The 13,066-nt window shown below is 67.9% G+C and carries 16 protein-coding genes; 8 read left to right on the top strand and 8 right to left on the bottom strand.

The window, feature by feature from the left end; all coding sequences use genetic code 11:
* Positions 1-91 precede the first annotated feature (91 nt).
* The 3 genes from ACFYTS_RS24875 to ACFYTS_RS24865 are packed head-to-tail and all read right to left on the bottom strand — an operon-like array spanning position 92 to position 1,998.
* Positions 92-730 carry a Type 1 glutamine amidotransferase-like domain-containing protein gene (locus ACFYTS_RS24875; RefSeq protein WP_387307489.1) on the bottom strand — a complete coding sequence of 213 codons (639 nt, stop codon included), beginning with the start codon at positions 728-730 and terminating at the stop codon, positions 92-94.
* 3 nt (positions 731-733) lie between these two features.
* The gene (locus ACFYTS_RS24870) at positions 734-1,552 is read right to left on the bottom strand and encodes a maleylpyruvate isomerase family mycothiol-dependent enzyme (RefSeq protein WP_387307487.1); all 819 of its coding nucleotides are present in this window, start codon (positions 1,550-1,552) and stop codon (positions 734-736) included.
* Entirely contained in the window at positions 1,549-1,998 is a 450-nt protein-coding gene (locus ACFYTS_RS24865; RefSeq protein ID WP_357282123.1) for an HIT family protein, read from the bottom strand. Before ACFYTS_RS24865 ends, ACFYTS_RS24870 begins: the two co-directional genes overlap by 4 nt.
* Before the next feature lie 325 nt (positions 1,999-2,323).
* Here ACFYTS_RS24865 and ACFYTS_RS24860 point away from each other — a divergent pair, with 325 nt between their 5' ends.
* Genes ACFYTS_RS24860 through ACFYTS_RS24850 form a run of 3 tightly spaced genes read left to right on the top strand, consistent with a single transcriptional unit; the run spans position 2,324 to position 5,203 of the window.
* Positions 2,324-3,466 (top strand): Re/Si-specific NAD(P)(+) transhydrogenase subunit alpha, encoded by a 1,143-nt coding sequence (locus ACFYTS_RS24860; protein WP_387307485.1) that lies wholly within the window; start codon positions 2,324-2,326, stop codon positions 3,464-3,466.
* Positions 3,466-3,783: an NAD(P) transhydrogenase subunit alpha gene (locus ACFYTS_RS24855; RefSeq protein ID WP_357097688.1), complete on the top strand. Its 318-nt coding sequence runs from the start codon at positions 3,466-3,468 to the stop codon at positions 3,781-3,783. Before ACFYTS_RS24860 ends, ACFYTS_RS24855 begins: the two co-directional genes overlap by 1 nt.
* A gap of 4 nt (positions 3,784-3,787) precedes the next feature.
* On the top strand, positions 3,788-5,203 hold the full coding sequence (locus tag ACFYTS_RS24850; protein WP_357282125.1) for an NAD(P)(+) transhydrogenase (Re/Si-specific) subunit beta: 1,416 nt from the start codon (positions 3,788-3,790) through the stop codon (positions 5,201-5,203).
* Positions 5,204-5,258: 55 nt separating this feature from the next.
* On the opposite strand, the gene ACFYTS_RS24845 is transcribed toward ACFYTS_RS24850, so the two are convergent.
* Positions 5,259-5,966 (bottom strand): polysaccharide deacetylase family protein, encoded by a 708-nt coding sequence (locus ACFYTS_RS24845; RefSeq protein ID WP_387307482.1) that lies wholly within the window; start codon positions 5,964-5,966, stop codon positions 5,259-5,261.
* Between the two features lie 41 nt (positions 5,967-6,007).
* On the opposite strand from ACFYTS_RS24845, the gene ACFYTS_RS24840 reads away from it, so the two are divergent.
* A complete protein-coding gene (locus ACFYTS_RS24840) occupies positions 6,008-6,583 on the top strand; it encodes a TetR/AcrR family transcriptional regulator (RefSeq protein ID WP_387307480.1) in 576 nt (191 codons plus the stop codon).
* 72 nt (positions 6,584-6,655) lie between these two features.
* On the top strand, positions 6,656-7,444 hold the full coding sequence (locus ACFYTS_RS24835; protein WP_357282130.1) for an oxidoreductase: 789 nt from the start codon (positions 6,656-6,658) through the stop codon (positions 7,442-7,444).
* Between the two features lies 1 nt (position 7,445).
* Here ACFYTS_RS24835 and ACFYTS_RS24830 read toward each other — a convergent pair whose 3' ends face one another.
* The gene (locus ACFYTS_RS24830) at positions 7,446-7,766 is read right to left on the bottom strand and encodes a co-chaperone GroES (RefSeq protein WP_033085091.1); all 321 of its coding nucleotides are present in this window, start codon (positions 7,764-7,766) and stop codon (positions 7,446-7,448) included.
* Positions 7,767-7,890: 124 nt separating this feature from the next.
* On the opposite strand from ACFYTS_RS24830, the gene ACFYTS_RS24825 reads away from it, so the two are divergent.
* Together ACFYTS_RS24825 and ACFYTS_RS24820 are read left to right on the top strand one after the other, a co-directional pair.
* Complete coding sequence (locus tag ACFYTS_RS24825) at positions 7,891-9,210, top strand: FAD-binding oxidoreductase (RefSeq protein ID WP_387307504.1); 1,320 nt, start codon at positions 7,891-7,893, stop codon at positions 9,208-9,210.
* 45 nt (positions 9,211-9,255) lie between these two features.
* A complete protein-coding gene (locus tag ACFYTS_RS24820; protein WP_357282132.1) occupies positions 9,256-9,546 on the top strand; it encodes a GNAT family N-acetyltransferase in 291 nt (96 codons plus the stop codon).
* A 4-nt stretch (positions 9,547-9,550) separates the two neighbouring features.
* Here the strand turns inward: ACFYTS_RS24820 and ACFYTS_RS24815 are convergent, their stop codons facing one another.
* The gene (locus ACFYTS_RS24815) at positions 9,551-9,871 is read right to left on the bottom strand and encodes a hypothetical protein (RefSeq protein ID WP_357097672.1); all 321 of its coding nucleotides are present in this window, start codon (positions 9,869-9,871) and stop codon (positions 9,551-9,553) included.
* Positions 9,872-10,418: 547 nt separating this feature from the next.
* Between ACFYTS_RS24815 and ACFYTS_RS24810 the strand changes: the two genes are divergently transcribed.
* A complete protein-coding gene (locus tag ACFYTS_RS24810) occupies positions 10,419-10,943 on the top strand; it encodes a hypothetical protein (RefSeq protein ID WP_357282133.1) in 525 nt (174 codons plus the stop codon).
* A 104-nt stretch (positions 10,944-11,047) separates the two neighbouring features.
* Here ACFYTS_RS24810 and ACFYTS_RS24805 read toward each other — a convergent pair whose 3' ends face one another.
* On the bottom strand, positions 11,048-12,205 hold the full coding sequence (locus ACFYTS_RS24805; RefSeq protein WP_357097668.1) for an acyl-CoA dehydrogenase: 1,158 nt from the start codon (positions 12,203-12,205) through the stop codon (positions 11,048-11,050).
* A gap of 142 nt (positions 12,206-12,347) precedes the next feature.
* Positions 12,348-13,043 (bottom strand): TetR family transcriptional regulator, encoded by a 696-nt coding sequence (locus ACFYTS_RS24800; protein WP_387307475.1) that lies wholly within the window; start codon positions 13,041-13,043, stop codon positions 12,348-12,350.
* Positions 13,044-13,066 lie beyond the last annotated feature (23 nt).

Here is a 13,066-nt window from a genome sequence, read left to right as displayed (position 1 = left end):
CACCTCCACCGGCAGCATCACCGCTCACCGGCCGAGGATCAACCCGCCACCCCGGACAACGGTTCCAGCATCAACCTTCCCGGACACGGCACTAGGTCAGGACCGTGGTGCTCTCACCGTCGACGACGACCACGTGGTCGTCGGTGAGCGCCCAGTGGGGAATCCCGGCGGAGACGTAGTCGCGCACCAGTTTCCGGGACAGGCCCTGCGGGTCGGTCGGGGAATCCAGATGCGGGACGATGCGGCGGTCGACCAGGCCGAGACCGTCCCAGCGCGGCTCGACACCGCAGGCGGCGCGGACCTCGTCCGGATCGTCGATGGCCTCGATGCCGTGGAAGTCGGGGGTCATCACGCAGGCTCCCGCGCTGTAACCCGCGTACACCAGGGCATCCTCGGCGAGCAGTTTCCTCAGGGCGAGATCGGCTCCGCTGCGGGCGAATTGGGCGCGCAGCACGAAGGTATTGCCACCGCGCACCCACACCGCCGGGAACTCGCGCAGCCGTCGCTCCACCTCGTCCGGGCGGCCGAGGTAGTCGCGCAGGTCCAGGACCTCGGGCTGGAAACCCAAGCGGCGCAGCGGAACCAGATCGCTGGTGACCGCGCTCTGCCAGGCCGAGGGCCAGGCGTCACAGGCATTGGCGATGACGGCCACCGGGCCGGGCGCACCCGCCAGTTCGAGCAACCGCCGCTGGTGCGCGCCGAAGCGGTAGCTGGACAGGAACAGTCGCACGGGTCAGATGGTGAAGGCGAGGCTGCGGACCAGGCGGTTGCCGAGATCCGTGTCACCGGCGAGAGCGATCTCCCCGGCGTGCGCGTCGGCGGTCGTGCGGCCGCCGCGCAGCCGGGCGAACAGGCGCGAGTCCAGGGTGACGACCGTGGTGGCCGGACCGTCGAGCGCCTCGACCAGGTTCGCCCGGCCGCCGTCGACCGCCACGTGCAGGGTCTGCGGCACCGGACCGGTCAGCTCGAAGGTGATGCGCGAACCGTCCGGCGCGCCCGCGCCCTTGACCGCGGCCCGGCCGAGAGCGGTCAGCAGTTCGGCGTAGGCCCGGGCGCCGCGCGCACCGCCCTCATCGACGGAGACGCCGAGCGCATCGGCGATGTCGTGCTCGTGCATCCAGCAGTCGAACAGGCGGATACGCATGAACCGGCCGTAGGGGGCCATACCCACCGGGGTCGGCACGAGCTCGGCCCACGTTTCGGGGGTGGTCTGTTCGAGGGCCTTCAGGCGGCGGCCGGTGACGTCGAGGAAACGCTCCAGAAGTTGCGTCCCGGCGAGCGGGCGCAGGGATTCGATCCACTTCTCGTTGAGCGCGCCGATGTCGTTGCGGATGTGGTCGCCCGACACCTCGGCGTCGGGGGTCGGCTCACCCAGCAGCATCGATTCGATGCCGATGACATGGGCGATCACGTCGAAGACCGTCCAGCCCGGCAGCGGCGATGGCGTGCGCCACACGTTTTCGTCCAGCCCGTCCACCAGCCGGGTGAGGGCGTCCCACTGGTCGGATAAAAGGGCGGTGATCTCGGCGCGGTCCGGCACCGTGTCGGTCATGCGGTGGTCTCCCTCTCCTCGTCGGCGAGCCGGTCCAATCCGGCTCGCAGTGCCGCGGCGGTGCGCTCGGTGTCGTGCGGGCGGCGCAGCACGAAGCCCTTCGCGAAGCGCAGGGTGTCGCCGTGATGGCGGGGAATCACGTGCAGGTGCACGTGATGAACGGTCTGGAAGGCGGCCTTGCCGTCATTGATGAGCAGGTTCGCGCCGTCGGCCGTGAGGCCCGCCCGGCGCATGGACTTGGCCAGGCGGTGGCCGAAGCCGAACAGGCGGGCGCCCATCTCCGGGTCGAGCTCGTCGAGATCGGTCGCGTGCCGCTTGGGGATCACCAGGGTGTGCCCCCGGGTGATCGGCCGGACGTCGAGGAAGGCCACCAGATGGTCGTCCTCGAAGATCTTGGTCGCGGGTGCGTCGCCCGCGACGATCCGGCAGAAGATGCAGCCACTCACCATGCAGACATTACGGCGTACAGGTGATGCGCGACACCCCCTACTCGACCCCGATACGGGCACAACCGGACCCAGAGCTACTGACCAGTAGCATCAGGGATTCGATCGTGTTCGACGCCGGGAGAACCCCGGCCGAGCACGGAGTTGTCCGGTTTTCTCGCCACACCATGTGATGGGCATCTCCGCTACGCTCACCGCGAACCAGGTACAGTTGCGAGAATTCTCACGAACTTACTGCACAGTAAGTTCGGACCACCGTTCAACCGGTGACACGGCTTGGAACCGACAGGTGGCCTGGACTCACCACGAGAAGGAAGTTTGACAAGTGGACACAACGCAGAGCGCACAGACCGCTGCGCCCCGCGGTGCGCGCGTCGGAGTGGTTCGCGAGACGAACCCGGACGAACGACGCGTCGCATTGGTGCCGAAGATCATTCCGGCCCTGCTGAAGCAGGGTGTCGAGGTGATCGTCGAGGCCGGTGCCGGTCTGGGCGCGTTGATTCCGGACGAGGCGTACACCGAAGCCGGTGCGACGCTGGGCGATCCGTACAGCGCCGACGTCGTCGTGAAGGTCGCGCCGCCCAATGACGGCGAGATCGGCAAGCTCGCGCCGGGCCAGACCCTCATCGGGTTCCTCGCGCCCCGCAACGCCGACACCAAGATCGGCGCGCTGAAGGCCGCGGGCGTGCAGGCCTTTGCCGTGGAAGCGATTCCGCGCATCTCCCGCGCCCAGGTCATGGACGCGCTGTCCTCCCAGGCGAATGTCGCCGGCTACAAGGCCGTGCTGCTCGCCGCGTCGGAATCCACCCGATTCTTCCCCATGCTGACCACCGCCGCGGGCACCGTGAAGCCGGCGACCGTGCTGGTTCTCGGTGTCGGTGTCGCCGGTCTGCAGGCCCTGGCCACCGCCAAGCGCCTCGGCGGCCGCACCACCGGTTACGACGTTCGCCCCGAGGTCGCCGACCAGGTGCGCTCGGTCGGCGCCCAGTGGCTCGACCTCGGCATCGACGCCGCCGGTGAGGGCGGGTACGCCCGCGAGCTCACCGACGACGAGAAGGCTCAGCAGCAGCAGGCCCTCGAGAACGCCATCAAGGGCTTCGACGTGGTCATCACCACCGCGCTGGTGCCCGGCCGCCCGGCCCCGCGCCTGGTCACCGCCGCCGCCGTCGAGGGCATGAAGCCCGGCAGCGTGATCATCGACCTGGCCGGCGAGACCGGCGGTAACTGCGAGTTGACCGAACCCGGCAAAACCATTGTGCGCCACGGCGTCACCATCGCCTCGCCGCTGAACCTGCCGGCCACCATGCCGGAGCACGCCAGCGAGCTGTACTCCAAGAACATTGCCGCCCTGCTCGAACTCATGCTCAAAGACGGTGCGCTGGCACCCGACTTCGAGGATCAGGTGCTGGCGGACTCCTGCGTCACGCGCGAGCGCAGCGAGCAGAGCACTCAGAAGGTGGAAGCCTGATGTACACCGAATTGTTGGCGAACATCGCGATCCTGGTGCTGTCCGGGTTCGTCGGTTTCGCCGTGATCTCCAAGGTGCCCAACACCCTGCACACCCCGCTGATGTCGGGCACCAACGCCATTCACGGCATCGTGGTGCTCGGCGCGCTGGTGGTCTTCGGCAAGATCGAGCACCCCTCGGTCCTGATGCAGATCATCCTGTTCGTCGCCGTCGTGTTCGGAACCCTGAACGTCATCGGCGGTTTCGTCGTGACCGACCGCATGCTGGGCATGTTCAAGGCGAAGAAGCCTGCTGCGCAAGAGAAGGCGGGCGAGTAACCCCATGGACAATCTGGTCAACGTTCTCTACATCGCCGCGTTCGCGCTGTTCATCTACGGTCTGATGGGCCTCACCGGCCCCAAGACCGCGGTGCGCGGCAACTGGATCGCCGCGGTCGGTATGGGCATCGCGGTCGTCGCGACGCTCATCTCCATCCGGCACACCAACAACTGGATCCTGATCGTCGCCGGTCTGGTGGTCGGCATCGGCCTGGGCGTGCCGCCCGCCAAGTTCACCAAGATGACCGCCATGCCGCAGCTGGTCGCCGCGTTCAACGGCGTCGGCGGTGGCACGGTCGCGCTCATCGCGTGGGCGGAATTCCTCGACACCAAGGGCTTCTCCCAGGTGCACGAGCAGCCGTCGGTGCACATCGTGATCGCCTCGCTGTTCGCGGCCATCATCGGCTCGGTCTCGTTCTGGGGCTCCTGCATCGCGTTCGCGAAGCTGCAGGAACTGCTGTCCGGGCGCCCGATCACCGTCGGCCGCCTGCAGCAGCCGCTGAACCTGCTGCTGCTCGCCGGCGCGATCGCCGCGGCCGTGGTCATCGGCATCGGCGCCACCAATGACGGTGTGCCGCAGTACTGGATGATCCTGGTGCTGGTGCTCGCCGGCATCCTCGGCCTGATGGTCGTGCTGCCCATCGGCGGCGCGGACATGCCGGTCGTCATCTCGCTGCTCAACGCCCTCACCGGTCTGTCGGCCGCGGCCGCGGGTCTGGCGCTGAACAACACCGCCATGATCGTGGCGGGCATGATCGTCGGCGCGTCCGGCACCATCCTGACCAACCTGATGGCCAAGGCCATGAACCGGTCCATCCCCGCGATCGTCGCCGGTGGATTCGGTGGCGGCGGAACGGCTCCGGGCGCGGGCGGCAGCGGCGAGCAGAAGCAGGCCAAGGCCACTTCCGCCGCCGACGCCGCGATCCAGATGGCCTACGCCAACCAGGTCATCGTGGTCCCGGGCTACGGCATGGCCGTCGCCCAGGCCCAGCACGCGGTCAAGGAGATGGCGGCCCTGCTCGAGGCCAAGGGCGTCGAGGTCAAGTACGCCATCCACCCGGTCGCCGGTCGTATGCCCGGCCACATGAACGTGCTGCTGGCCGAGGCCGAGGTCTCCTACGACGCCATGAAGGAAATGGACGACATCAACGGCGAGTTCGCCCGCACCGATGTCGCCCTGGTCATCGGCGCCAACGACGTCACCAACCCGGCCGCCCGCGAGGACGCCTCGTCCCCGATCTACGGCATGCCGGTCCTGAACGTCGACCAGGCCAAGTCGGTCATCGTGCTCAAGCGCTCGATGAACTCCGGCTTCGCCGGCATCGACAACCCGCTGTTCTACGCCGACCACACCTCCATGCTGTTCGGCGACGCCAAGAAGTCCGTCGGTGCGGTCACCGAGGAACTCAAGGCGCTGTAACCGCGACTCGACAGCGACGGCCCGCATCCCGGAAGAGATGCGGGCCGTTGGCGTTTCAGGGCTTGTCGATCAGCTGGGAGACGGTGACGAAGCGGTAGCCCTGGTCTTGAAGGGCCTTGGCGATGCGGGGGATGGCGCCGAGGGAGGGATCGCCGGCGGGATACATGGTGTGCAGCAGGATGATCGAGCCGGGGCGGACGTTCGCGAGGGTTTCGGTGACGATCTCGTCGGTGGTGGGGGTCTTGCCGGAGTCCGGTTCCACGTCCCAGGTGACGGTGGTGCGGTTGTGCTCGGACAGGTACCACGGGAGGGCGATCAGCTTCTTGCCGTTGGGCGGGCGGAAGGTGATCGGGCCGCGGTAGCCGGTTTTCGCGATCTCGGCGTCGGTGCGCTCGACCTCGTCGCGGACGAAGCCGGGGGTCACGAAGATCATGCGTTCGTGGTGGTAGGTGTGGTTCCCGATCTCGTGGCCGGAGTCGGCGATGGCGCGGCCCTCGTCCGGATGGGCGGCCAGTTCGCTGCCGATGAGATAGAAGGTGGCGGGGATGCCCGCGTCGGCCAGGGCCCGCAGGATCGCCGGGGTGCGTTCGGTGGGGCCGTCGTCGAGGGTGAGGGCCACGACCTTCTCGGCGGTGTCGACACGGGAGACCAGGCGACCCGCCACCTGGTAGGTGCGGGAGTTCATGAGCACGTACAGACCGGTCGAGATCAGCACCAGCCCGGCCAAGATGAGCGCGGCCCGGACGAGCAGCTTGCGTCCCATAGTTATTGACCTCCAGGTTCAAAACGGCTAGGTTCGATCACATGGGCAGACCACGCGGCTTCGACGCGGACACGGTAGTGGACCGCGCCATGGACACGTTCTGGACCCATGGGTACGCCAACACCTCACCCGCACAGCTCGCCAACGCTACGGGAGTCGCGAAAGGCAGTCTCTACAACGCCTTCGGGAGCAAGCGGGAACTGTTCGACCTGTGCGTGGCCCGCTACGACCGAATGGGTACAGAGCTGGCCACCGAGGTGCTGAACCAGCCCGGCACCACCAAGGAACGGCTGCGGGCCTGGATGCGACGGGTCGTGGACAGCGACCTGGGACGGCCGGTGCGGCGGGGCTGCCTGGTGGCCAATACCGCCATGGAGCTGGGCGGGCACGACCCCGAGGCGACCACCGCGGTGGGTGTCGCGGTCGAGCACATGATCGAGGCGTTCACCGCGCGCATCGAGCAGGGGCAACGCGACGGCGACGTGCGAGCCGAGATCGACGCCCGCGCGTACAGCGAGTTCCTGATGAATACCGTTGGCGGACTCCGCATCACCACGAAGGTCTCGGACGCGCAGACGCTGTACCGGATCATCGACACCGCCCTGTCCACCCTCTAGTTCCCGGGCCGCACCCTGCGGCCTTTTCTTTTACCCCAGTTTTTGACCCAGAGTTCAAGAAAGGTACGGATCATGGATCTCGGACTGAACGGAAAGACCGCACTCGTCACCGGCGCCAGCCGGGGCATCGGACTCGCGGTGGCCGAAGCGCTGGCCGACGAAGGCGTGCGCGTGGTGGGTGTGGCTCGCACCATCTCCCCCGAGCTCGAAAAGGTCGCGACGGCAACCGTTTCCGCCGATCTCAGCACCACTGAAGGCGCACTCGCCGCGGTCACGGGGGCGCTGGAGGAGCTCGGCGGCCTCGACATCCTGGTCAACAATGTCGGCGGCGGCGACGCCGACAAACTGGCCCTGGGCGGCTTCCTCGACATCCCGGACGAGCAGTGGCGAAAACTGTTCGACCTCAACCTGTTCGGCGTGGTCACCACCACCCGCGCGGCGCTGCCCAGCCTGATCGAGCGCCGGGGCGCGATCGTCACCGTGTCCTCGATCAACGCGCGGATGCCGGCATCCGGTCCTGCCGGCTACAGCGAGGCCAAGGCAGCACTCACCAATTTCGGCAAGCGGCTCAGCGAGGAGTTCGGCCCGCGGGGCGTGCGTGTGAACACCGTGTCACCGGGCCCGGTCGGCACCGACATCTGGCGTGGGCCCGACCATCTCGGGGCCCGGCTCGCCGCGGCGAACGGCGTGACGCAGGAGGACTTCCTGGCGGCTGTCCCGGCACAGTTCGCCATCGCGTCGGGCCGGATCGCCGAGGCCGACGAGATCGCCGCGCTCGTGACCTTCCTGACCTCGGAGCGGGCCGCGATCATCAACGGCGCGGATTACGTCATCGACGGCGGCATCGTGAAGACGGCCTGAGCTACAGGTACAGGCCGGTGCCGTGTTCGGGGTGGGTGTTGGCGACGGCGTGCAGATCACGTTCGCGCAGTACGTAATACGCCTGCGCCTGGATCTCCACCTCGAACTGGTCATCGGCGCTGAACAGCACCTGATCGCCCACGCTCACCGCGCGCACGTGCGAACCGACGCCGCACACCTCACCCCAGGACAGGCGCTTGGCGACCTGGGCGGTGGCGGGAATGAGGATGCCGCCACTGCTGCGCCGCTCGCCCGCCTCGGGGCTGAGTTTGACCATGACGCGGTCGTGCAGCATTTGGATTTCGAGCTTGGCATCGGACACCGCGGCAGTGTACTGCGCGGGATTGTCCGGTTCCGCCCCGGTGCCCGCCCGACCGCGTAGGTTCGGAACCGTGACGGGCCAAATCTCCGATATCGACGGTCTCCGGGCTCTCCTGCCCACGGGCATGGTGGTGACCGATCCGGATGTGCTGGGCGGTTATCGGCAGGACCGGGCGCTGGACCCGGACGCCGGGACCGCGCTCGCCCTGGTGCGGCCGCTCACCACGGCGCAGGTCGCGGTCACCGTGCGGTGGGCGGCCGAACATCGGGTGCCGATCGTGCCGCGCGGGGCCGGCACCGGGCTCTCCGGCGGGGCCACCGCCCAGCACGGGGCGCTGCTGCTGAGCACCGAGAAGATGCGTGAGATCAGCGTCGACACCGTGACACGCACCGCGGTGGTGCAGCCGGGGCTGCTCAATGCCGAAGTGAAGCGGGCCGTCGCCGAGAAAGGGCTCTGGTATCCGCCGGACCCCTCCTCCTTCGAGATCTGCTCGATCGGCGGCAACGCGGCCACCAACGCGGGCGGGCTGTGCTGTGTGAAGTACGGGGTCACAACCGATTACGTGCTCGGCATGGAGGTGGTGCTGGCCGACGGGACCGCGGTGCGGCTGGGCGGGCCGCGGCTCAAGGACTCCGCGGGCCTGTCGCTGACCAAACTGTTCGTGGGCAGCGAGGGGACGCTGGGCATCATCACCGAACTGACCCTGCGGCTGCTGCCCGCGCAACCGCCGCAGTCCACGGTGGTGGCGAGCTTTCCGACGCTCACCGCCGCCACCGACGCCATCCTGGCCATCACCGGCCAATTGCGGCCCTCCATGCTGGAATTCATGGATTCGGTGGCTATCAACGCCGTCGAGGACAAGCTGCGGATGGGGCTCGACCGGCAGGCGGCCGGGCTGCTGGTGGCGCGCTCCGACGCCCCGGGCGAGCACGCCGGGCACGAGGCCGACCTCATGCTGGCGGCGTGCGAGAAGGCCGGGGCCACAGAGGCTTTCCGCACCGACGATCAGGAGGAGGGCGAAGCCTTCTGCGCGGCACGGCGATTCGCCATTCCCGCCGTGGAGCGCAAGGGGCCGCTGCTGCTCGAGGATGTCGGGGTGCCGCTGCCCCGGCTGGGAGACCTGGTGAACGGGATCGCGGAGATCGCGGCAAACCGCCAGGTTTTGATCTCCGTCATCGCGCACGCGGGTGACGGCAACACCCACCCGCTGATCGTGCACGACCCGGCGGACCCGGAAGAATCCGAACGGGCGCATCTGGCATTCGGCGAGATCATGGAGCTGGCCATCGCCCTGGGCGGCACCATCACCGGCGAACACGGTGTCGGCCGTCTGAAGAAGCCGTGGCTGCCCGACCAGCTCGGCCCCGATGTGATGGGGCTCACTCGCCGGATCAAGGATGCGCTGGATCCGGACGGGATACTCAATCCGGGTGCGGTGATGTGAACCCCCTCAGGAACAATCGGCATCACAGAGGAGTTCACACAGGTCATGAGCACCAAGCTGGAACACAATGCCGACGCGACCCGCTACGAGATCTACCTCGACGGCACTCTCGCGGGCTACGCCGACTACGCGGAGCAGGTCGACGGCGACGTCAAGGTCCGCGATATCCAGCACACCATGACCTTTCCCGAGTTCCGGGGCCGCGGCGTGGCCGCGCAGGTGGTGGAGTACGCGTTGCGGGACGCCCGCACCGAGGGCTTCTCGATCATCCCCACCTGCTGGTATGTGGAGAAGTACATCGGCGAGCACCCCGAATACGCCGACCTGGTGGCCTGATTCGCTAGTTGGCGCGGTGGTGCCGGCGCTGCCAGACCCGGAAATGCCGGTCGGCGCTGCCCACCATCGCCTCCCCCACCTTCGCGTCGTCGAACCCCGGCAACGACTGCAACTTCGTCAGGAACACGGTGTCGGCGGCCGAGTAGGGCACCACGCACCCCTTACCGGTCGCCCCGATGAGCACGAAGAACACGTCCCCGGCGAACGGCCCGTCCGCCGCGGTGATGATGCGCACTTCCGCCAGTTCCGTCCACGCGACCTCTTCCACCCGCCCGTCGGCCAGTGTCCGCCGCACGAAGGTGTCGTTGATTTCGACTCCGGACATGGCTCCATAGTGCCCCCGGCATCCCGGCCCGAACAGCCCTCGAACCCGTGGTTCACCTGAGGAAGCGGGAAAGAAAAGTCCTGGCGAATCCCCCTGCCGCACATCGAGGGCGAACCGTTTCCCAGAGCAATTCTCCAGCTACTGAAGAGTTTTCGACGCGCCACGGACCCGCGCGTCATCCGGGCAACCGGTGGGTTCGCCGCGCCCGGCGAACCCGTCGGGGCGGGCCGAGTCGACCTCGGGTCCGCCCCGGTGGATTGCCTAATGCAGCAGGCTGCTGAGCAGGCCCCCGATCACAGGGATCGAGGAGGCGCTGCCCGCTCCTGCGTTCGAGCAAATTTCGGTTCGCCATCGCGAACCACGCAGAAGCTACAGCAAACCCGGGCGTCGACCGCGACAGGCGAATAGGCCATCGAATCGGTCTCTTCGAGCAGCGATTCACAGCAGATTCCATGCTGTGTGAAGTATTTACATTTCACCAGGCGGGTTAGTGTCCCGGAGCCCCCTCGACACAGGGGTTTTCGACAACTCGGGAGACACAGTCCTTATGAAGAAGTCGGTTCTCGCTCGATCGGGCGCCGGAATCGCGGGGGCCGCGGCCGTCGCCGCCGTCACCATCGCGATGGCCCCCGCCGCCTCGGCCCAGATCGCCATCACCACCTCGACGGCCTATTGCGCCGACACCACCTACACCGTCACGCTGCCCGCGGCCGACGCCGCCACCATGGCGAGCCAGTACGGGGACAACAACTTCGTGCTGCAGGCCACCAACACCAGCACCAATGTCACCTGGTGGTCGGCCGCGCAGGCCTCGGTCTCCGGGCAGGACCTGACCTTCCAGTGGACGCCGTCGCAGTCGATCCCGGCCTCGGGGACCGCCACCGGTACCTGGAGCCTCTACATCACCGAGGCGCACGTCGCGGCCACCGCGCTCGGGCCGGTGTCGGTCACCGTCGTGCAGACCGCGCCGCAGGGCACCACCTGCCTGCCGCAGACCAGCACCGGCAGCTCGACGCTGACGCCGCTGGGCAGCATCATCAGCAATCTGCTGAGCAGCCTCTCCGCCCAGTAGAGGCGAACTTCGGTCCAGCCCAACCCTGGACCGAAGCGACCGGAGGCGGCCCGAACGAAAGTCGGTGCCGCCTCCGGGTGTTCGTCACGCCGTCCGGAACGGAATCAGCGCAGGATCTGGCGGGACATGACCAGACGCTGGATCTGGTTGGTGCCCTCGTAGATCTGGGTGATCTTGGCGTCGCGCATCATGCGCTCCACCGGGAAGTCGGTGGTGTAGCCGGCGCCACCGAAGAGCTGGACGGCGTTGGTGGTGACCTCCATGGCCACATCCGAGGCGAAGCACTTGGCGGCCGCGGAGATGAAGCCCAGGTTCTTCTCGCCACGCTCGGCGCGGGCGGCCGAGGTGTAGACCATCAGGCGGGCGGCCTCGACCTTCATGGCCATGTCGGCCAGCATGAACTGGGTGTTCTGGAAGTCGGCGATGGCCTTGCCGAACTGCTTGCGATCCTTGGTGTAGGCGATCGCGGCGTCCAGCGCGCCCTGCGCCAGACCGACGGCCTGCGCGCCGATGGTCGGGCGGGTGTGGTCCAGGGTCTGCAGTGCGGTCTTGAAACCGGTGCCCGGCTCGCCGACGATGCGGTCGCCCGGAACCTTGCAGTTCTCGAAGTACAGCTCGGCGGTCGGGGAACCCTTGATGCCCAGCTTGTGCTCCAGCGGGCCGACCACGAAGCCCTCGTCGTCCTTGTGGACCATGAACGAGGAGATGCCGTTGGCGCCCTTGTCGGCGTCGGTCACGGCCATGACGGTGTACCAGTCGGACTTGCCGCCGTTGGTGATCCAGCACTTGGAGCCGTTGATGATCCAGCCGTCGCCGTCCTGACGGGCACGGGTGCGCATCGAGGCGGCGTCGGAGCCGGCCTCACGCTCGGACAGCGCGTAAGAGGCCATCTTGCCCGCGACGATGTCGGCGAGCACCTTGGTCTTGAGCTCCTCGGAACCGTTCAGGATCAGGCCCATGGTGCCGAGCTTGTTGACGGCCGGGATCAGCGAGGAGGAACCGCAGACGCGGGCCACTTCCTCGATCACGATGCAGGTGGCGACCGAGTCGGCGCCCTGGCCGCCGTAGGCCTCGGGCACGTGCACGGCGTTGAAGCCGGCGGCGTTGAGGGCGGTCAGCGCCTCCTCGGGGAAGCGGGCGTTGCCGTCCACGTCCTTCGCGTAGGGGGCGATCTCCTTCTCACACAGGCCGCGGATGGCCTCGCGCAGCTCGTGGTGGAAGTCCTCGAGCTGGAACAGGTTGAAATCGGGGTTGCCCGCCATGGGGTTGTCTCCTGGTCGTCGCCAACTAATGCGGCACTCAGTGCCATTTGCAGCCAACTATACGCCGCGATATCGCGAATACGTGCGGGTACTTCCTCACACAGTTGTGGCACGCAGTGTCAAACCCCGCACTGCGGTCACTTCACAGCGTATCGAGACGCCGGGCCAGCAGGTCCGCGACCTGCCGAGGCGCCAGATCACGGGGGAACACCGCCACCACCATCTGATCCGAACCCACCGCCGCCTCGCGGCCCGCTCCCCCGCGCGGAATCGCCGCCAGCGCCGACCGCAGATCCTCCGGACTGGCCGCGGACTCGCCGCGCACCATGCGCCGCAGCAGATAGTTGTGGGTCGCCGTCACCGCGGCGGTGAACTGCACCAGCGCCAGATCCGAAATGCCCGGCAGCTTCCGGCGCAGGTAATCGGTGAACAACCGCTCGTAGCGGAACACCGTCACGATCTCGCGCTCGCGCAGGGTCGGCACCTGCCGCACCACCCGGTAGCGGCGGGCCGCGAGGTCACGCCACTGCGTGAACCGCTCGAACACCTCGACCACGGCCTCACACACGGCATCCCAGGCATCCCCGCGCGCGGCCTCCAGGAAGGCCCGCGCCTGCGTCAGCTGCGACTCGTGATCGGCGAAGACCACATCTTCCTTGGACCGGAACTGCCGGAAGAAGGTGCGCCGCGAGATCCCCGCGGCCTCCGCGATCTCGTCGACCGTCGTTGCCTCGTAACCCTTCTCGGCGAACAACCGCAGCGCCTGGTCCACCACCGTCAATCGGCGTTCGGTCGAATCCGCGTCGGCGCGCGGCCGCGCGGGCTGGTCGTTGGGCATCCGCCAACGGTAGCCCGGCGCGG

Origin of the sequence: Nocardia sp. NPDC004151 (genome assembly GCF_042874235.1) — a bacterium.
Taxonomy (GTDB): Bacteria; Actinomycetota; Actinomycetes; order Mycobacteriales; family Mycobacteriaceae; genus Nocardia.
Note: the sequence above shows the minus strand (reverse complement) of the source record. Positions and strands in the feature narration are given on the sequence as shown.

Bases quoted from the DNA above. Each gene is read 5' to 3' on its own strand.
- ACFYTS_RS24820 (WP_357282132.1), top strand. From the start codon at position 9,256: ATGAGCACCAAGCTGGAACACAATGCCGACGCGACCCGCTACGAGATC.
- ACFYTS_RS24825 (WP_387307504.1), top strand. From the start codon at position 7,891: ATGGTGGTGACCGATCCGGATGTGCTGGGCGGTTATCGGCAGGACCGG.
- ACFYTS_RS24850 (WP_357282125.1), top strand. From the start codon at position 3,788: ATGGACAATCTGGTCAACGTTCTCTACATCGCCGCGTTCGCGCTGTTC.
- ACFYTS_RS24870 (WP_387307487.1), bottom strand. From the start codon at position 1,552: ATGACCGACACGGTGCCGGACCGCGCCGAGATCACCGCCCTTTTATCC.
- ACFYTS_RS24800 (WP_387307475.1), bottom strand. From the start codon at position 13,043: ATGCCCAACGACCAGCCCGCGCGGCCGCGCGCCGACGCGGATTCGACC.
- ACFYTS_RS24840 (WP_387307480.1), top strand. From the start codon at position 6,008: ATGGGCAGACCACGCGGCTTCGACGCGGACACGGTAGTGGACCGCGCC.
- ACFYTS_RS24845 (WP_387307482.1), bottom strand. From the start codon at position 5,966: ATGGGACGCAAGCTGCTCGTCCGGGCCGCGCTCATCTTGGCCGGGCTG.
- ACFYTS_RS24835 (WP_357282130.1), top strand. From the start codon at position 6,656: ATGGATCTCGGACTGAACGGAAAGACCGCACTCGTCACCGGCGCCAGC.
- ACFYTS_RS24810 (WP_357282133.1), top strand. From the start codon at position 10,419: ATGAAGAAGTCGGTTCTCGCTCGATCGGGCGCCGGAATCGCGGGGGCC.
- ACFYTS_RS24805 (WP_357097668.1), bottom strand. From the start codon at position 12,205: ATGGCGGGCAACCCCGATTTCAACCTGTTCCAGCTCGAGGACTTCCAC.
- ACFYTS_RS24855 (WP_357097688.1), top strand. From the start codon at position 3,466: ATGTACACCGAATTGTTGGCGAACATCGCGATCCTGGTGCTGTCCGGG.
- ACFYTS_RS24815 (WP_357097672.1), bottom strand. From the start codon at position 9,871: ATGTCCGGAGTCGAAATCAACGACACCTTCGTGCGGCGGACACTGGCC.